This is a genomic window from Microbacterium sp. Soil_C_42 (assembly GCF_057656735.1).
This window is the reverse complement of record NZ_JBDGJU010000054.1, coordinates 1-17,758: the sequence shown is the minus strand read 5'-3', so window position 1 is coordinate 17,758 and position 17,758 is coordinate 1. Positions and strand designations below refer to the sequence as shown.

The window sequence follows — 17,758 nt, the reverse complement described above, 5'->3', positions numbered from 1 at the left end:
CCGAGCGCGTCGCCGCGCTCGCCCGCGCGCAGCACGTGGAGCACGAGCGGCGGGCGCGCCGGCGGCAACGGCAGCGCGGCGGTGGCGCGATGCACGGCGCCCACGCGGGCACCGAGGAGACGGAAGAAGGCATCCTCGTCGCCGATCGTGCCGGAGACGAGGGCGAGCGACGCGGGATGCCCCGCCCCGAGATCCTCCACGACGAGGATGCCGTGCTCCTCGTCGACGGCCGCGGGCGACGGGATCGCGTCCTGCAGGGGGAGGCACCAGCGCGCCATGCGCTGCACGAACAGCTCCGCGCCGAGTCCTTCCGGGGCGGAGTCGGTCGATCCGTCGGTGGGCGGCGTGAACGCGCCCGACTTGACGACCACGCGGCGGCCGTCCGGCAGGTGCACGGCCCACACCCCGTGGGCGCGGGAGAGGTCGACGGGCTCGGCGCGCAGCAGCTCGGTGGGACCCAGCAGCCCCACCGCGCGCAGAGCGGTGACGGACGGATGCGGGGTGGTGCCCACATCCGTCCGCACCATGGTCGCGTCGGCGATCACTCGTCGAACAGCCCCTCGCCGTAGGCGTCGCCGCCGCCGGACTGGAGCTCCTCGATCGCCGCGGCATAGCCGGCGGCGAAGCCGGCCTCGTAGTCGCCCTGCTCGACGCCGAACGGGTCGGCGCCGCCGGGCTGGGGTCCGGGTCCCGGGCCCGTCACGGTCGTCGGGACCTTGGTCACCGTCGTCGTCACGGGGCACGCGATGTGGATCGTCTTGATCTTCTTGCACTGCAGCGGAAGGACGGTCTTGATCGTCCCGCACTCCGGGAGGGTGATCGTCCTCGGTACGCAGGCCACCACCGGAGTGCGCAGCTTGACGGTGATCGTCGGCTTGATGACGATCGGCCCTCGCGCCTTCAGCACCGCCGCACTGGCGTCAAGCAGCCCCCAGCCGTACCGGTCGTTCGGCACGGGATCGCTCGCGACGTCGCGCAGCGGCTTCGCCGTCGAGCGGAGGATGTCGCCGATCTCGGTGGCCGTCAGGCTCGGCTTGACCGCCTTCACGAGCGCCGCGACACCCGCCACGTGCGGCGAGGCCATCGACGTGCCGGCCATCGTGGCGAGGCCGCCGGCGAGGTACGTCGACAGGATGCCGACGCCCGGCGCCGAGATGTCGATGTGCGGTCCGGTCTGCGAGAACGCCGCGCGCGACTCGTTCGACTGGATCGCGGCGACCGCGATCACGTCCGGGTAGGCGGCGGGGAAGCTCGGCGAGGAGCTCCCGTCGTTGCCCATCGCGGCCACGACGACGACGCCCTTGCTCACCGCGTACGCCACCGCGCTCGCCTCGACCGAGGTCGAGGACGGGCTGCCGAGGCTCATGTTGATGACGTGGGCGCCGTTGTCGGCCGCGTACCGGATGGCCGCGGCGACATCGGCCGACGAGCCCGTGCCGCTCACGCGACCGTCGCTGATGCGCACGACCCGGGTGAGCGCCTTGATCGGCATGATGCGTGTCTGCCACCCGACGCCCGCGACGCCGACGGCGTTGTTGGACACGGCGGCGATGGTGCCCGCGACGTGCGTGCCGTGGCCGACCTCGTCCTCGGGGATCGCGTCGCGCCCCGCGAAGTCGCCCTCGAAGCGCCACCCCGGGTTCGGCGTCGGGTTCGGACCCAGATCGACCATGTCGAACCCTGGAACCAGCAGCGGCGCCAGCTCGGGGTGGTCGAGGTCGACGCCCGAGTCGATGACCGCCACGACGACGCTCGCAGATCCCTTCGTGACATCCCACGCGTCCGGGGCGTTGATCTTGGTCAGCCCCCACTGCGCCCCGAACTGCGGGTCGTCAGGGATGACGCTGGCCTCCCGCCACCGGTTCGGCTCGGCGACCTCGACCTCGTCGAGGGCGTCGAGCTCAGCCGCCGCCTTGTCAGGGGTGACCTTCGAGTCGATGCGGACGCGGAACGAGCGACCGAGGATCGACTCCTCGGGCTCGGGCACGCCGTCCAGGGCCATCACGGAGCGCGCGATGCCCTGCGAGGGCGGCGCGAGACGGGTGATGTCGTAGGCGCCGAGACGCGCGAGCACGGCGTCGACGCCCGACACCCCCAGCGAATCGGCCATCGAGCCGCCGCGGCCGCCGGGGTGGATCGGCACGGACGCCGTCATCGCATCGGCGGCGTCGGCTTTGAGCGTGACGATGACCTCGCCGGGTATGACGTCGTCGCCGTCGATGTACAGCGGAGCGGAGGCACCCAGTTCCGCCCGAGGAGCGGACGTGCGCTTTCGCGACGAGCCGCCGGATGTTGCAGCCATTTTCGGACTTCTCTCCTTCAGGGCCGCGAGGTTGCGGCCACCGTGGAGGAGGGATGGCAGGAAGAGGCTGATACAGCCCTACACTGAGGCGGGTGCCGACCCCGATGCACCACTCAGGTCACCCGTATTCCGACCGCCCCGAGCCCGGAGCCCCGCTCCAGTTCCGCTGGCGCAAGTGGGACGGCGGCCCGCACTGGGTCAACGACGGCATCTACCTCGGCAGGGACCGGTGGGGCGACTGGGTCGGTCAGCCCTCCGGCTGGCGCAACGTCCGTCCGGGCCTCGAGTTCCTCGCCGACGGACCCAACGTCACCCTCATCCCGCCGAGCGGCGACTACGCGATGACCGTCCACGGGGCGCCGCGGCGCGTGCGGATCTACATCGACATCGCGTGGGACATCCGCTGGGAGGGCCACGAACCCCGCGGCATCGACATGGACCTCGACGTCGTGAAGGCGATCGACGGGCGTGGGCTGTTCGTCGACGACCGTGACGAGTGGGATGAGCACCGCGTCGCCTACGGCTACCCGCTCGATCTCGTCGACAGGCTCGAGGCGCTCGCCGCGGACCTCGAGCGCCGCGTCGCGGTGGCGGAGGCGCCCTTCGATGACGCGACGCCCGATGCGTGGCTCGCCCGTCTCGCGTCCTACGACGCCGTCGCGCCGCCCCCACCCGTCTCCTTCGCAGCCGCGGGTGACGGCGGCCCCGGCGCAGGCGGAACCGCCACCTAGACTCGAAGCCGTGGCATCCCACCCCTCCGATCACGAGCCGAACCGCGCCGACCTCCATAAGGACCCGTCGCGCGTGAGCGGCATGTTCGACCAGGTCGCGGCCGGCTACGACCGCACCAACACCGTGCTGAGCATGGGCAACGACCGGTTCTGGCGCGCGGCGACGACGCGCGCGGTGAACCCGCGTGCCGGGCAGCGCATCCTCGACCTCGCCGCCGGCACGGGCGCCTCGAGCGTCGCCTTGGCCGGCCGGGGAGCCACGGTCGTCGCGGCGGACTTCTCGCCCGGCATGATCGCCGAGGGGCGACGCCGGCACAGCGGCATCCGGAATCTCTCCTTCGTGCAGGCCGACGCGACCGACCTGCCCTTCGGCGACGACGAGTTCGACGTGGTCACGATGTCGTTCGGGCTGCGCAACGTGAACGAGCCGAAGAGGGCGCTGAGCGAGCTGCTGCGTGTCACGAAGCCGGGCGGGCGCCTCGTCGTCTGCGAGTTCTCGCACCCGCCGTCGAAGGCGTTCAACGGCCTGTATCGCTTCTACAACGACCGTGTGCTGCCGGTCGTCGCGAAGACCGTCAGCTCGAACGCCGAGGCGTACGACTACCTGAACGAGTCGATCCGCGACTGGCCCGACCAGCGCACGCTGTCGGCGTGGATCCGCCAGGCAGGCTGGACACACGTCGCGCACCGCAACCTCTCGATGGGCATCGTCGCGCTGCACCGCGCCACGAAACCCCAGGTCTAGCAGCGCTCGTCGCTCGGCGGACCGCGACGAAACGCGCCCCCGGTAGGCTGGGCGTGTGACACCGACAGCGCCGGGCTCGCATATCGCGGGCAAGCTGGGCCTCACCGACCGCATCTTCGGGGGCGCGCGATCGCGCGGCCTGCTCAAGACCGTCGAGGCGGGGCTCAAGCGCGTCGACAGCGCCCTCGAGCGCGAGCTGCGCGTGGCCGACACGCTCGCCGACGCGACCAGCCGGTATCTCTACGACGCCGGCGGCAAGCGCATCCGCCCCATGCTGGCGCTGTTGACCGCCCAGCTCGGCGACGGTGTCACCGACGAGGTGATCGATGCCGCGACTGCTCTGGAGATGACGCATCTCGGATCCCTCTACCACGACGACGTGATGGATGCTGCCGACAAGCGTCGCGGTGTCCCCAGTGCGCACGCCGTGTGGGGCAACAACATCGCGATCCTCACCGGAGACCTGCTGTTCTCCCGCGCGAGCCAGATCATGGCGCGCCACGGCGAGGATGCCATCCGGCTGCAGGCCGACACGTTCGAGAGGCTCGTGCTCGGGCAGATGCACGAGACGGTCGGGCCGTCCGACGAGGACGATCGCGTCGCGTTCTACCTCCAGGTGCTCTCCGACAAGACGGGTTCGCTCATCGCGGCGGCCGCGCAGTCGGGCATCGTGTTCTCCAACGGGCCCAAGCAGTTCGAGCAGCCCATGGTGACGTTCGGCGAGAAGGCCGGCGTCGCGTTCCAGCTGCTCGACGACGTCATCGACCTGTCGGCCGATCCCGATGAGACCGGCAAGGTGCCCGGCACCGACCTGCGGGCCGGCGTGCCGACCATGCCCTACCTCGTGCTCGGGCAGCGGACCGATGCCGCCTCCGTCGACCTGCGGGACCGCATCGACGAGGGCGTGGCGCGCATCGCCGACGGCGCGGATCCCGCGATCCTCGACGAGCCGCTTACGCAGCTGCGCGATCACGAGGCCACCCAGGCGACCCTCGACCTCGCCAACGCGTGGTCGACCGAGGCGATCGAGGCGCTCGCGCCGCTACCCGACGGCGCGGTGCGGGAGGCCCTCACCCGGTTCGCCCAGGCCGTCGCCGACCGCTCCAGTTAGACGTACCCGCAACTCGTCTCGCGCAGACCCGGGTCGAGCGAGCGAAGCGAGTCGAAACCTCGCTCACGACCGGGGGACTGCGACGAGCCGACCTCCCGAAAGGACCACCATGACCAAGCTCCGACTGGCGATCGTCGGCGCAGGACCGGCGGGCATCTACGCCGCCGACATCCTGCTGAAGGCCGAGCGCAAGTTCGACGTGTCGATCGACCTGTTCGAGCAGCTGCCCGCGCCGTACGGGCTGGTCCGCTACGGCGTCGCCCCCGACCACCCCCGCATCAAGGGCATCATCACGGCCCTGCGCGAGGTGCTCGACCGCGGCGACATCCGCCTCTTCGGCAACGTGCGCTTCGGCGAGGACATCACCCTCGACGACCTCAAGCACCACTACAACGCTGTCATCTTCGCCACCGGCGCGATCCGCGACACCGACCTCGAGATCCCCGGCATCGACGCCGTCGGGTCGTACGGTGCCGCCGACTTCGTGAGCTGGTTCGACGGGCACCCGGATGTGCCGCGCGAGTGGCCGCTGGAGGCAGCATCCGTCGCCGTCATCGGCAACGGCAACGTCGCACTCGATGTATCGCGCATGCTGGCCAAGCACGCCGAGGACCTGCTCCCGACCGAGATCCCCGACAACGTCCACGAGGGCCTGGTCGCCTCGAAGGTGACCGACGTGCACGTGTTCGGCCGTCGTGGTCCGGCGAACGTGAAGTTCACGCCGCTGGAGCTGCGGGAGCTCGGCGAGCTGCGCGACGTCGACATGGTCGTCTACGACGAGGACTTCGACTACGACGACGCGGCCCGCGCCGCCATCGCGAGCAACAAGCAGGTCATGGTCATCGACCGTGTGCTGCAGTCCTGGCGCAAGCGCGACTCGGTCAACAACTCCGGTGGCACGGCGTCGCGCCGCCTTCACCTGCACTTCTACGCCAAGCCGATCGAAGTGAAGACGGATGCGGAGGGCCGCGTGTCCGCCCTCGTGTACGAGCGCACGCGTCCCGACGGGGAAGGCGGCGTCGTCGGCACCGGCGAGCTGCGTGAGGTGCCGATCCAGGCGCTGTACCGCGCCGTCGGGTATTTCGGATCGCCCTTGCCGGGCGTGCCGTTCGACAAGCGTCACGGCGTCATCCCGAACCGCGAGGGCCAGGTGCTGAGCAAGGACTCGAACCAGCGCGTCAACGGCGTGTACGCCACCGGATGGATCAAGCGCGGCCCGGTCGGCCTCATCGGTCACACCAAGTCCGACGCCATGGAGACCGTCCGTCACCTCATCAACGACCAGGGCACCTGGTGGCAGCCGGCCGACCCGTCGGAGGAGGCCATCCCGGCGCTCCTCGCCGAGCGCGGTGTGGCCTGGACCGACCTCGACGGCTGGCACCGCCTCGACGAGCACGAGATGGCGCTCGGCGCACCCCACGAGCGGGCGCGCATCAAGGTCGTGCCCCGCGACGAGATGGTGACGATCTCCCGCGCCGCCCCCGGTCGTTGAGCTGGTCGAAACGCCGCCTCTAGGCTGAGGGGATGGCCGGGCCATCCCTGACGTGGGTCCCCGACATCCTCGGGAAGCCGTTCGAGCAGCTGACGCTGCCGCTCGGCGTGGACGGCGTGCACGGGCCGCTGGTCGCGACGCTGGTGCGCAGCATCCCGAATCCGCTCCTGACCCTGCTCGCCCCGCTGCGCGACGTCGACGTGCTCTACGTGCACGGCTGGTCGGACTACTTCTTCCAGCGCGACCTCGCGCGGTTCTGGACGGGGCGCGGTGCGCGCTTCTACGCGCTCGATCTGCGTCGCTACGGGCGGAGCCTCCGGGAGGGGCAGGTGCCCGGGTACGTCGACTCCCTCGATGACTACGACGTCGACATCGGGGCCGCGCTGCACGCGATGGGACACGCTCCGGGCACAGCCGGACAAGCGCCGCCGACGGAACCGGACACGGGCGGTGGAGGACGCAAGCTCGTGCTGATGGGGCATTCGACCGGGGGCCTCACCCTCACCCTCTGGGCGGCTCGGCACCCCGGTCGCGCGCACGCGCTCGTGCTCAACAGCCCGTGGCTCGAGCTCCAGCTGGGCACCCTGGGTCGTCAGGCGCTGGCACCTCTGGTGGACATGCGGGCGAGGCTCGACCCGCGCGGAACGCAGCCCGCGGTCGACTTCGGGTTCTACACACGCGCACAGGACGAGATCGGCACGCTGCCGCACGACGAGCACCGCGCCGTGTGGCGGCCCGACCGGGGCTTCCCGACGGCGCCCGGGTGGCTGTCGGCCGTGATGGAGGGGCACCGCCGGGTCGCAGCCGGCGTCGACGTCGCCTGCCCGGCGATGGTGCTGCTGTCGGCCGGTGCGACGACGCCGCTGTCGTGGAAGGAATCGATGACGTCGACGGACTCCGTGCTCGTGGTCGACGACATCGCCCGCGCCGCGACCCGCATCGGCGGGCTCGTCACGATCGCCCGCGTCGAGGGTGCGATCCACGACGTCTTCCTCTCCCGCCCCGCTCCTCAGGCGATCGCGTACGATGCTCTCGACCGCTGGGCTCGCGCGTACGTCGTACCGGACGAGAATGTCCCCCGAAAAGGGGACAGCGCTCTTGTGGACAGTCGGGTTAAGCTGTAGGGGAGATGTCCCCAGCATCTCAGGGAAGGCCCTCCCCAAGAATCCTTCCCATCCGTCGTCACGCGCCGCTAACCGGGGGGTTGGTTGTGCGAGAGCAGACGACGACAGGCCCCGGGTGTCCCCAGCACCCGGGGCCTTTATCGTTCCTGAGACGGTCGATCACTCCGCGCGGCGGGCGAGCACGCGCACGAGGAGCACGTAGGTCGTGAGCGAGAGCACGTATCCGAGCAGGTACACGACGAGCTCCTGCGCGAGGAAGCGGCTGTAGTCGAGCGTTCCGTCAGTGACCGCCGGCGCGTTCTGGCTCAGCAGGTACGCGGCCGTCTGACCCGCGGCGAGGATGGCCAGCAGGGCCAGGACGGCGAGGAGCGCGAGCCAGATGCGGCTGCGCCACACCCGGCCCGCCGCGGCCATCGCCGTCGACGACGTCCAGTCCGGCACCTCCGGGTCGAGCCACCCGTTCACCCGCGGGATCAGGATGACCGCTGCGATGAACGCGGCATTGAGGATCGCGGTGCCGACACCGGCGGCGGAGCCCCCGTCGATGTCGCTGCGGACGAGCGAGGGGATGAGGAGGACGACCAGCACCGGCAGCGTCGCGACGACGGCCGACAACACGGCCCGGAGGAAGCGCATGGCCCGAGTGTAGGGTCAGTTTCCATCGCGATAGAGGAGCAACGACCATGCCCGTCACCCCCACGCCGGCCGACGCCATGACGACTCTCCGCCGGCGCACGAGCGAGAAGTGGGGCGTCTACTCCGACGACGTGCTGCCGATGTTCGTCGCCGAGATGGACTTCCCGCTGGCGCCGGCGATCAAGAAGGCGCTGCACGAGGCGATCGACCTGGGCGACACGGGCTACGTGAATCCCCTCGATCCCGGTGCGCGGGAGGCGTTCCGCGACTACGCCGCGGCCGCGTGGGGATGGGAGCCGGACATCGCGCGGATGGGAATCACGACCGATGTCAGCGTCGTGATCGTTGAGGCGCTCCGCCGGCTGATCGATCCCGGCGACGGGGTCGTGATCACCCCGCCGATCTATCCGCCGTTCTACGACCTCATCCCCGAGGCCGGCGGAGCCGTCGTCGAAGTGCCGCTGCAGGACGACGGCTCCGCCTACGCGCTCGACCTCGAAGGCATCGATCGCGCACTGGCTGCGGGTGCGAAGGGCGTGCTGCTGTGCAGCCCGCACAATCCCGTCGGACTGGTCCACGACCGTGCGACCCTCGAAGAGCTCTCCCGGATCGTCGCCCGCCACGACGGATTCGTCGTCTCGGACGAGATCCATGCACCGCTCACCCATCACGGCGTCGAGTTCACGCCGTACCTCACCGTCTCGGCGCACGCGCAGGCCCACGGGATCGCCGCGGAGTCGGGGAGCAAGGCCTTCAACCTCGCCGGGTTGAAGACGGCCCTGTTCGTGTCCGCGTCGGACCGGATGACCGACCTCATCCGCTCGCTGCCGGAGGAGGTCACCTTCCGGGCGGGGCAGTTCGGGCTGATCGCGACGCGAGAAGGGTTCGCCCACAGCCGCGAGTGGCTCGACGGCACGATCGCCGCGGTGCAGGGCAACGCCGACCATCTCCAGGCCGAACTCGCCGAACACCTGCCCGCGGTGCGACTTCGGCGTCCCTCGGCGAGCTATCTGGCGTGGCTGGACATGTCCGCCCTGGGCTGGGGAGACGATCCCGCCGTCATCGCCGAAGAGCGCGCACGTGTGGCGCTGTCGAGCGGACCGAGGTTCGGTCGGCAAGGCGCGGGGTATGCCCGGATGAACCTCGCCTGCTCGCCCGACACGATCACCGAGGCGGTGAGGCGCCTCGCGAGCGTGACCGTCTGAAGCAGGGCCCCAGCCCGATCGGGGCTCGCGTCAGCGGTAGTTGACGAACTGGAGGTCGACGTCGAGGTCGGCGGCCTTGAGCAGGCGCTGCACCTCCTGCAGGTCGTCGCGCGACTTCGACTGCACGCGCAGCTCGTCGCCCTGGATCTGCGACTTCACCGACTTGGGACCTTCGTCGCGGATGATCTTCGAGATCTTCTTCGCGTTCTCGGACGAGATGCCGTCTTTGATCGTCGAGATGATGCGGTATTCCTTGCCGCTGGCGAAGGGCTCTCCCGACTCGAGGCTCTTCAGCGAGATGCCGCGCTTGATGAGCTTCGACTGGAAGACGTCGAGGACGGCCTTCGCGCGATCCTCGGTGCTGGCCTTGATGAGCACGGACTCACCGCTCCACTCGACGGACGCCCCGGTGCCCTTGAAGTCGTAGCGCTGCTCGATCTCCTTGCGGGCCTGGTTGAGGGCGTTCTCCGCCTCCTGGTGGTCGACCTTGCTGACGATGTCGAACGAAGAATCTGCCATGGCGGGCAGTCTATCGGCGGTGGCCGCACAGCGCGGGAGAACGGATGCCGGTGCACGCGGTTCCAGCCGGTGCCACGTGTGCAAGCGATTCCATGCGAGCGCTGAAAGTCACGGCGAGGTATCGATCCCAGCCCGATGTTGCCATATGTCGTCTGCTGAGTTACAAATGTAAGCGCTTGCATTTCCGCAGGCGAGAGTCGAACCCGCACCGTCGCGACCGACAGTGCGGCCGGACTCACTCAGCACTCCAGAGAGGCACTGCACCGATGAAGGTGAACAAGAAGAGCTGGCTCGCGCTCGGCGGTCTCGCCGTCGCGTCGATCGTCCTCGCGGGTTGCGCGGGCAGCGGTGACGACACCGGTTCGAACGACGAGGGCGACGCCACGTCGACGCTGACCGTCTGGGTCGACTCCGAGCGCGTGGACGCGCTGAAGGGCGCCGCCGACGCGTACAGCGAGAAGACCGGTGTCACGGTCGACCTCGTCGGCAAGGACGTCGGCAAGATCAAGGACGACTTCATCCAGCAGGCGCCGACGGGCAAGGGCCCCGACGTGGTCATGGGTGCGCACGACTGGCTCGGCGAGCTCTCGACCAACGGCGTCGTGGCGCCGATCGAGCTCGGCGACACCGCCGGCGACTACCTCCCGGTCGCGCTCCAGGCCTCGAACTACGACGGCACCACCTACATGCTCCCGTACGCGGTCGAGAACATCGCGATCCTCCGCAACGCCGACATCATCCCCGAGCCGGCCGCGAGCTTCGACGACATGATCGCCAAGGGCCAGGCCGCCGGCCTCACCACGCCGTTCGTCGTGGAGCAGGGCGTCGAGGGCAACCCTTACCACCTGTACCCGTTCCAGACGGCGTTCGGCGCTCCGGTGTTCGGCACCGACGCCGAGGGCAACTACGACCCGACCGACCTGCAGATGGGCAGCGAGGGCGGCTTCCAGTTCGCCAGCTGGCTCGGCGCCCAGGGTGCCGCGGGCAATTTCAACACCGACATCGACGGTGACATCGCCAAGACCAAGTTCCTCGATGGCGAGTCGGCCTTCTGGCTCACCGGCCCGTGGAACGTCGGCACGGCCACCGACGCCGGCATCAACGTCGCGATCGACACGATCCCGAGCCCGACCGGCGCCCCGGCCCAGCCGTTCGCCGGTGTCAAGGGCTTCTTCGTGAGCTCGGAGTCCGACAACAAGGTCGCCGCGAACGACTTCCTCGTCAACTACATCGGCACCGAGGACGTCCAGCTCGAGCTGTTCGAGGCCGGCAACATCCTGCCCGCCCTCACCGCCGCTGCTGACACGGCTGCGTCTGACCCGATCATCGCCGGCTTCCAGGCCGTCGGCGCCGACGCGGTGCCGATGCCCGCGATCCCGGCGATGGGCTCGGTCTGGCAGTACTGGGGCATCGCCGAGGCCGCCATCATCAACGGCGAGGACCCGACGGCGACGTGGCAGAAGCTCGTCGACGACGTGAGCGCCGCCATCAAGTAACACCCTGCGGTCGAAGACCGCGACAGGCGACCGGGACGGATGCCGCGGCATCCGTCCCGGTCCCGATCTTGAGGACGATCGATGACCGACACTGTTCAGGCCGACACGGCCGAGAAGACGCCGACGCCGACGCCGCGTCAGCGCAGCGCCGCGCGGATCGCCGATGCCGCCGGCGGCAAGGTGCGCTGGGTGGTGCTGAAGATCGCGCTGCTCGCCATCGTCGACGCGCTCGCGCTGTACGCCGTGTTCGTGCTCTTCCTCCACAACGAGTGGCTGGTGCTGACCCTCGTCACGGCCGTCACGATCCTCGTCAACTGGATCTACTTCTCGCGCCGCACCATTCCCGCGAAATACCTGACGCCGGGCATCATCCTGCTCGTCGTGTTCCAGATCTTCACGCTGGTCTACACCGGCTACATCGGCTTCACGAACTACGGCACCGGCCACAACGGCTCGAAGGACCAGGCGATCGCCTCGCTCATGCGGTCCTCGCTCGTCCGCGTCGAGGATTCGCCGACCTACGACGTCACCGTCGTCGAGCGCGTCGGCGAGCTCGGCCTGCTCGTCACCGATCCGACCGACGGCGAGGCATCCCTCGGCACCAACCAGAAGCCCCTCGAACCGGTCGAGGCCACCATGGAGGGCGGCAAGGCCGTCGCCGTAGACGGCTGGACGACCCTCACCTTCGCCGACGTGCTCGCGCGCAGCAATGACGTCGAGCAGCTCGCCGTTCCCTACAGCACCGATCCCAACGATGGCGCGATCCGTACGCAGGACGGCCAGAAGGGCTACCTCTACACGTCGACGCTCGTCTACGACGCCGATGCCGACACGATGACCGACACCGCCACCGGCACGGTGTACTCCGACACGGGAGAGGGCGCGTTCACCTCGGAGTCCGGCGAACAGCTCATGCCGGGCTGGCAGGTGTTCGTGGGCTTCGAGAACTTCGTGCGGGCGATCACCGACGCGTCCATCCGCGGACCGCTCATCTCGGTCACCCTCTGGACGTTCGTGTTCGCCATCGTCTCGGTCGCCTCGACGTTCTTCCTCGGGCTGCTGCTGGCCATGCTGTTCCAGAACAAGCGCATGCGCTTCAAGAACGGGTACCGGATCATGCTGATCCTGCCGTACGCGTTCCCGGCGTTCCTCGGCGCGCTGGTGTGGGCGGGAATGATGAACAAGAGCTTCGGCTTCATCAACCAGGTGCTGCTGGGCGGCGCCGAGATCCCGTGGCTCACCGATCCGGTGATGGCGAAGGTCTCCGTGCTCCTCGTCAACCTCTGGCTGGGCTTCCCCTACATGTTCCTGGTGTGCATGGGGGCGCTCCAGGGCATCCCCGAAGAGGTCAACGAGGCCGGCGTGATGGACGGCGCCAGCCCCTGGCAGATCTTCCGCCGCATCAAGCTTCCGCTGCTGCTGGTGACGGTCGCACCGATCCTCATCGCGTCGTTCGCGTTCAACTTCAACAACTTCAACCTCATCTACATGCTCACCGGCGGCGGGCCGAGGTTCGAGGACGCGACGATACCCGTGGGCCATACCGACCTGCTGATCTCGATGGTCTACAAGGTCGCCTTCACCGGGCAGAACCGCGACTACGGACTCGCCTCGGCGTTCACGATCCTCATCTTCATCGTCGTGGCCGTCATCGCGATCATCAGTTTCCGCAAGACCAAGGCCCTCGAGGAGCTGAACTGACATGTCTGAATCCCAGGACCGTCTCGCTCACCCTGACAAGACCGTCGCCCGCAACGCGACCCTCGCCGTCGCCGCCGGCGGCACCGCCGCGCAGTTCGAGACCGAGGTGGGCGGCATGGCGCCGTCGCCCAAGGCCGAGAAGCCCGCTCGCCGTCGCCCCTTCGGAAAGTGGTTCCGCGACACCGGATGGCGCCACGTCGTCGCGATCATCGGCTCGATCTTCGCGATCTTCCCGCTCGTGTACGTGCTGTCCTCGTCGCTGAACGGCGACGGAACGCTGACGGGAAGCAACCAGCTGTTCTCGTCGATCAGTCTCGACGCCTACGTCCGCATCCTCACGAATCCGCAGGTGCCGTACGGCCAGTGGTTCGTGAACACGATGATCGTGGCGCTGATCACCGGGTTCTCGATGGTGTTCATCGGCGCGCTCGCCGCCTACGCGTTCTCGCGCATGCGCTTCAGCGGACGCCGCGTCGGGCTCATCACGATCGTCGTGGTGCAGATGTTCCCGCAGATGCTCGCCGTGGTCGCGATCTTCCTCATGTTCAGCGCGATCAGCGACTGGTTCCCCGCGATCGGGCTCAACACGCTGAGCGGTCTGATCCTCATCTATCTCGGCGGCGCGCTGGGCGTGAACACGTATCTCATGTACGGGTTCTTCAACACGATCCCGCGTGAGCTCGACGAGGCGGCGAAGATCGACGGTGCAGGACACGCGCGCATCTTCTTCACGATCATCCTGCGCCTGGTCGCGCCGATCCTCGCCGTCGTCGGCCTGCTGTCGTTCATCGGCCTCATCAACGAGTACATGATCGCGAGCGTGCTGCTCATCGATCCCGACAAGCAGACGCTCATCGTCGGACTCACGAAGCTCGTCTCCAACCCGCGCTACGCGGACTGGTCGGCCTTCGCGGCCGGTGCCGTGATGGCGGCGATCCCGGTCGTCATCGTCTTCCTGCTGCTGCAGAAGTACATCGTCGGTGGCCTCACCGCCGGCGCCACGAAGGGCTGATCTCGCAGGGCTGATCCGAGAGCGGATGCTGCGACGGCTGCGTGCTGTCGCAGCATCCGCTCTGCGATGATCGAGGCGAGCACCGCCACCGCCCGCCTGACGAAAGGCCGAGCCATGACGCCCCTCCTCCCTCACCACGACGGCTCGCCGCTGTACGTGTCCGACCTGGCGCCGCAGCTCGGCGACGTGGTCACCGTTCGGCTGCGCGTGCCGGCGGGCTACGGCCCCCTCGCTGCGGTGCGCACGAGGTCGAATCCCGATCACGAGCCGGAATGGACGGATGCCGTGGCTCTCGGGTCCGCCGACGGCTGGGAGTGGTGGGAGGCTCCCGTCACCGTGCGCAACCCGCGGCACGGCTACCGCTGGGTGCTCGTGCACCGTGCCGATGGTGGTGGTGACGGGCGGGTGGAGTGGCTGAACCAGACCGGACTCCACCCGATCGAGACCCTCGACGCCGAGGACTTCGCGCTCGTCGCGTACCCGGCGCCCCCGGCATGGCTCACCGACTCCGTGATGTACCAGGTGTTCCCCGACCGCTTCGCGCGGTCCGCGCAGGCCGACACCCACCCGACCCCGGACTGGGCGATCCCGGCGACCTGGGACGACCCCGTCGATCCCGTCGTGCCGGCGCGCTCGCAGCAGTTCTACGGCGGCGACCTCGAGGGCGTCATCGAGAAGCTCGACCACCTCGTCTCGCTGGGCGTCAACCTGCTCTACCTCACGCCGATCTTCCCGGCGGCGTCCAACCACCGCTACGACGCGTCGAGCTTCGACCGCGTCGACCCGCTCCTCGGCGGCGATGAGGCATACGTCCGGCTGATCGAGGCGGCGCATGCCCGCGGCATCCGTGTCATCGGCGATCTCACGAGCAACCACTCGGGCGATCGCCACGAGTGGTTCCAGGCGGCGCTCGGCCACCCCGGCGCTGCGGAGGAGGAGTTCTACTACTTCACGGATGACGCGAACACCGAGTATGCGTCATGGCTCGGCGTGCCGACGCTGCCCAAGTTCAACTGGGCATCCCAGGAGCTGCGCCACCGGTTCATCGAAGGCCCCGACTCCGTCGTCGCGAAGTGGCTCAAGCCGCCGTACTCGGCCGACGGCTGGCGCATCGACGTCGCCAACATGACAGGGCGCCTGGGCTCCGTCGACCTCAACGCCGAGGTGCGCCAGCTGCTGCGGCGCACGATGATCGAGATCAACCCCGACACGATCCTGCTGGGGGAGTCGACCAACGACGCCGCGAGCGACCTGCAGGGCGACGGCTGGCACGGCGCCATGACGTACCCGTCGTTCACGCGGCCGGTGTGGGGGTGGCTGTCCGAGCCGACCCACGCGCCGTACCTCACGTACGACGGCCGTGAGGCGACCGAGCCGTGGTTCTTCACGCAGCCGATCGGCGGCATCCCGCGATACACGGCACGCCAGTTCGTCGACGCCGTGGTGCGCTTCACGGCCGGCATCCCGTGGCGGGTGCGGCTCGGCAACATGCAGCCGCTCGACACGCACGACACCGGGCGCTTCGCCACCAACGCGGCGCCCGGAACGGTGCCGGTCGCGGCGGGCCTCATGATGACGCTCCCGGGCCTGCCCGTGATCTTCGCGGGCGACGAGTTCGGCCTCGTCGGGGTCGACGGCGAGGCGAGCCGCACGCCGATCCCGTGGGGCAGCGAAGGCGAGCCGGAGGTGGCCGAACGGCTCGCGCTCTACCGCGAGCTCGTCGCGCTGCGGCACGCGCACCCGGTCCTGTCGACCGGTGGGCTGCGCTGGGTGCACGTCGACGACGAGTTCGTCGTGTTCGTGCGGGAGGCCGTCGACGAGACGCTGCTCGTGCTGGCGGCCAAGGGCGACGCGGATGCCGAGATCCCGGCGGGCGCCCTCCCGGGCGCTGCGGCGGCTGAGCCCCTCGTCGGCGACGCGACACTCGCGGTGGCCGGCGACGGGGCGGTGCTGCTGTCGGCCGACGGGCCCGCGTTCGCGGTGTGGCGGCTCGCGGGCGTCCAGGTGCCCGCACCCGAGCCTGAGGCGGCGACGGCGGACGAGGTGTCGCGCGGGGTGGTGTCGGCCGACGAGACCACTCCCGCGGAGCAGGTCGAGTCCGCCTGACCACGGGGGCGGCGGATGCTGCGGCCTCTGCGTGCGCGGACACGCGGGGTGGCGGCATCCGTCGTCCTTCGTAGACTGGGCGGGCGAGGAGGTGCCATGCGCCCACTGACCGAAGACGAGTTGCGTTCCGCGTTCGTGAACGCTTCCGCCGACGAGCTGCGTCTCGTCACCCTGCCTCACGACTTCGTGCTCACCGACTGGGATCACCTCGACTTCCTGGCGTGGCGCGACCCGCGCACCCGCGGGAGGGGCTACCTCGTCGCCGAGATCGACGGCGAAGCCGCCGCGATCGTGCTGCGCGGCGCCGAGGGCTCATCGCACGCGCGCGCGGCGCTGTGCAACCTGTGCCACACGATGCAGCCCGCCGACCAGGTCACCATGTACACGGCGCGCAAAGCCGGCGAGGCCGGAGTGCACGGCGACAGCGTGGGCACGTACATCTGCGCCGACCTGTCGTGCCACGAGAACGTGCGCCTCGCACCGCCGCTCGCGCCCAACGAGGTGCGGGCGAGCGTCGACATGAAGATCGACGGCACGCGTCGGCGCACGGAGGCGTTCGTCGGCCGGGTGCTCGAGACGGCAGGAGTGCGGCGATGACGGTCGTGGTGGTGGGCGACGCGCTCATCGACGAACTGCGTGACGACCACGGCGTGCGGGAGTTCGTCGGGGGAGCCGCGCTCAATGTCGCGGTCGGCCTCGCGCGGCTCGGCGTGCCGGCGACCCTCGTCGCGATGCTGGGCGACGACGAGCCGGCCTCGCGCGTCCGGCGCTACCTCGCGGACTTCGGCGTCGAGCTCCTCGCGACGCCCTCGCTTCTGGGCACCGCACGCGCGGTCAGCACGCGCTCCGGCGCGGGAGAGCCCGTGTACGAGTTCAACGAGGCGTCACAGCGCCGACGGATCCGCTTCGGCGACGCCGAGCGTCAGGCGTTCGCCGACGCCGACCTCGTCGTCGTGAGCTGCTTCGCCTTCGACGACGCCGAGCAGGCCGCGGAGCTGGCAGACGCGATCGCCGGGGCCGAGGCATCCGTCGCGGTCGATCCCAACCCCCGCACCGGCATGATGCACGACAAGGACGAGTTCGTGCGCGGCTTCGAGTCCCTCGCGGCCGGGGCCGCCCTCGTGAAAGTCGGCGAGGACGACGCGGCGCTCCTGTACGGCGAGCCGCTCGACGCTCTGCGCGCCCGTCTGATCGATCTCGGCGCCCGCGCGGTGCTGGCCACCGAAGGCGCGGCCGGCGCCACGATCGAGGCCGGCGAGGTCGTGGTGACGCGGCCGATCGCGAACCTGCCCGGCCGCATCGTCGACACGATGGGCGCGGGCGACGCCGCCTTCGCCGCCACCGTCGCCGCGCTTGTCGCGAGGGCGCCGGAGAGCGCCGACGACTGGGACACGGTGCTGGTCGCGGCAATGGACGCAGCGGCCGCGACCTGTCGTTTCGAGGGGGCGCTGCTGCGTACGCCGAGCGCGCTCGAGGGCCTCGACATCGACCACATCGGCACCTAGATGTGATGTCCAGGCAGGTTGTTGAGTCTGCTGAAGGGTGGGGCTCCGATGGCGGAGTGGCGCCTGTGCTGAT

The 17,758-nt window shown here is 69.7% G+C and carries 16 protein-coding genes; 12 read left to right on the top strand and 4 right to left on the bottom strand.

Annotated features, from left to right (window positions below):
* On the bottom strand, positions 1–545 hold a 545-nt coding region (locus AC3A46_RS18385; protein WP_487666512.1), incomplete at its 3' end, for a hypothetical protein.
* Positions 542–2,302, bottom strand: a complete 1,761-nt coding sequence (locus AC3A46_RS18380; RefSeq protein WP_487666511.1) for a S8 family serine peptidase — start codon at positions 2,300–2,302, stop codon at positions 542–544. The genes AC3A46_RS18385 and AC3A46_RS18380, both read right to left, overlap by 4 nt.
* A gap of 92 nt (positions 2,303–2,394) precedes the next feature.
* Between AC3A46_RS18380 and AC3A46_RS18375 the strand changes: the two genes are divergently transcribed.
* From AC3A46_RS18375 to AC3A46_RS18355, 5 genes are all read left to right on the top strand, one after another.
* Positions 2,395–3,033, top strand: a complete 639-nt coding sequence (locus AC3A46_RS18375) for a DUF402 domain-containing protein (RefSeq protein ID WP_487666510.1) — start codon at positions 2,395–2,397, stop codon at positions 3,031–3,033.
* A 10-nt stretch (positions 3,034–3,043) separates the two neighbouring features.
* Positions 3,044–3,778 (top strand): bifunctional demethylmenaquinone methyltransferase/2-methoxy-6-polyprenyl-1,4-benzoquinol methylase UbiE, encoded by a 735-nt coding sequence (ubiE, locus tag AC3A46_RS18370; RefSeq protein ID WP_487666509.1) that lies wholly within the window; start codon positions 3,044–3,046, stop codon positions 3,776–3,778.
* A gap of 55 nt (positions 3,779–3,833) precedes the next feature.
* Entirely contained in the window at positions 3,834–4,889 is a 1,056-nt protein-coding gene (locus tag AC3A46_RS18365; protein ID WP_487666508.1) for a polyprenyl synthetase family protein, read from the top strand.
* A 109-nt stretch (positions 4,890–4,998) separates the two neighbouring features.
* Positions 4,999–6,381 (top strand): FAD-dependent oxidoreductase, encoded by a 1,383-nt coding sequence (locus AC3A46_RS18360; protein WP_487666507.1) that lies wholly within the window; start codon positions 4,999–5,001, stop codon positions 6,379–6,381.
* Between the two features lie 32 nt (positions 6,382–6,413).
* The gene (locus tag AC3A46_RS18355; RefSeq protein ID WP_487666506.1) at positions 6,414–7,505 is read left to right on the top strand and encodes an alpha/beta hydrolase; all 1,092 of its coding nucleotides are present in this window, start codon (positions 6,414–6,416) and stop codon (positions 7,503–7,505) included.
* A 159-nt stretch (positions 7,506–7,664) separates the two neighbouring features.
* Here the strand turns inward: AC3A46_RS18355 and AC3A46_RS18350 are convergent, their stop codons facing one another.
* On the bottom strand, positions 7,665–8,141 hold the full coding sequence (locus tag AC3A46_RS18350) for a hypothetical protein (RefSeq protein WP_487666505.1): 477 nt from the start codon (positions 8,139–8,141) through the stop codon (positions 7,665–7,667).
* Positions 8,142–8,188: 47 nt separating this feature from the next.
* On the opposite strand from AC3A46_RS18350, the gene AC3A46_RS18345 reads away from it, so the two are divergent.
* On the top strand, positions 8,189–9,346 hold the full coding sequence (locus AC3A46_RS18345; RefSeq protein ID WP_487666504.1) for a MalY/PatB family protein: 1,158 nt from the start codon (positions 8,189–8,191) through the stop codon (positions 9,344–9,346).
* Between the two features lie 30 nt (positions 9,347–9,376).
* On the opposite strand, the gene AC3A46_RS18340 is transcribed toward AC3A46_RS18345, so the two are convergent.
* Positions 9,377–9,865, bottom strand: a complete 489-nt coding sequence (locus AC3A46_RS18340; protein ID WP_374975420.1) for a YajQ family cyclic di-GMP-binding protein — start codon at positions 9,863–9,865, stop codon at positions 9,377–9,379.
* A gap of 266 nt (positions 9,866–10,131) precedes the next feature.
* On the opposite strand from AC3A46_RS18340, the gene AC3A46_RS18335 reads away from it, so the two are divergent.
* The 6 genes from AC3A46_RS18335 (at position 10,132) to AC3A46_RS18310 (ending at position 17,685) form a co-directional block, all read left to right on the top strand.
* Positions 10,132–11,361 (top strand): sugar ABC transporter substrate-binding protein, encoded by a 1,230-nt coding sequence (locus AC3A46_RS18335; protein WP_487666503.1) that lies wholly within the window; start codon positions 10,132–10,134, stop codon positions 11,359–11,361.
* An 81-nt stretch (positions 11,362–11,442) separates the two neighbouring features.
* Positions 11,443–13,062 carry an ABC transporter permease subunit gene (locus AC3A46_RS18330; protein ID WP_487666502.1) on the top strand — a complete coding sequence of 540 codons (1,620 nt, stop codon included), beginning with the start codon at positions 11,443–11,445 and terminating at the stop codon, positions 13,060–13,062.
* A 115-nt stretch (positions 13,063–13,177) separates the two neighbouring features.
* Positions 13,178–14,074 (top strand): sugar ABC transporter permease, encoded by an 897-nt coding sequence (locus AC3A46_RS18325; RefSeq protein WP_487666513.1) that lies wholly within the window; start codon positions 13,178–13,180, stop codon positions 14,072–14,074.
* Positions 14,075–14,188: 114 nt separating this feature from the next.
* Positions 14,189–16,180: a glycoside hydrolase family 13 protein gene (locus tag AC3A46_RS18320; protein WP_487666501.1), complete on the top strand. Its 1,992-nt coding sequence runs from the start codon at positions 14,189–14,191 to the stop codon at positions 16,178–16,180.
* Positions 16,181–16,276: 96 nt separating this feature from the next.
* Positions 16,277–16,777, top strand: coding sequence for an FBP domain-containing protein (locus AC3A46_RS18315; protein ID WP_487666500.1), 501 nt, complete (start codon positions 16,277–16,279; stop codon positions 16,775–16,777).
* The gene (locus AC3A46_RS18310; RefSeq protein WP_487666499.1) at positions 16,774–17,685 is read left to right on the top strand and encodes a PfkB family carbohydrate kinase; all 912 of its coding nucleotides are present in this window, start codon (positions 16,774–16,776) and stop codon (positions 17,683–17,685) included. Before AC3A46_RS18315 ends, AC3A46_RS18310 begins: the two co-directional genes overlap by 4 nt.
* The last annotated feature ends 73 nt before the right edge of the window (positions 17,686–17,758 follow it).

Bases quoted from the DNA above. Each gene is read 5' to 3' on its own strand.
- AC3A46_RS18350 (WP_487666505.1), bottom strand. From the start codon at position 8,141: ATGCGCTTCCTCCGGGCCGTGTTGTCGGCCGTCGTCGCGACGCTGCCG.
- AC3A46_RS18380 (WP_487666511.1), bottom strand. From the start codon at position 2,302: ATGGCTGCAACATCCGGCGGCTCGTCGCGAAAGCGCACGTCCGCTCCT.
- AC3A46_RS18315 (WP_487666500.1), top strand. From the start codon at position 16,277: ATGCGCCCACTGACCGAAGACGAGTTGCGTTCCGCGTTCGTGAACGCT.
- AC3A46_RS18340 (WP_374975420.1), bottom strand. From the start codon at position 9,865: ATGGCAGATTCTTCGTTCGACATCGTCAGCAAGGTCGACCACCAGGAG.
- AC3A46_RS18360 (WP_487666507.1), top strand. From the start codon at position 4,999: ATGACCAAGCTCCGACTGGCGATCGTCGGCGCAGGACCGGCGGGCATC.
- AC3A46_RS18335 (WP_487666503.1), top strand. From the start codon at position 10,132: ATGAAGGTGAACAAGAAGAGCTGGCTCGCGCTCGGCGGTCTCGCCGTC.
- AC3A46_RS18355 (WP_487666506.1), top strand. From the start codon at position 6,414: ATGGCCGGGCCATCCCTGACGTGGGTCCCCGACATCCTCGGGAAGCCG.
- AC3A46_RS18320 (WP_487666501.1), top strand. From the start codon at position 14,189: ATGACGCCCCTCCTCCCTCACCACGACGGCTCGCCGCTGTACGTGTCC.
- AC3A46_RS18310 (WP_487666499.1), top strand. From the start codon at position 16,774: ATGACGGTCGTGGTGGTGGGCGACGCGCTCATCGACGAACTGCGTGAC.
- AC3A46_RS18345 (WP_487666504.1), top strand. From the start codon at position 8,189: ATGCCCGTCACCCCCACGCCGGCCGACGCCATGACGACTCTCCGCCGG.
- AC3A46_RS18330 (WP_487666502.1), top strand. From the start codon at position 11,443: ATGACCGACACTGTTCAGGCCGACACGGCCGAGAAGACGCCGACGCCG.
- AC3A46_RS18325 (WP_487666513.1), top strand. From the start codon at position 13,178: ATGGCGCCGTCGCCCAAGGCCGAGAAGCCCGCTCGCCGTCGCCCCTTC.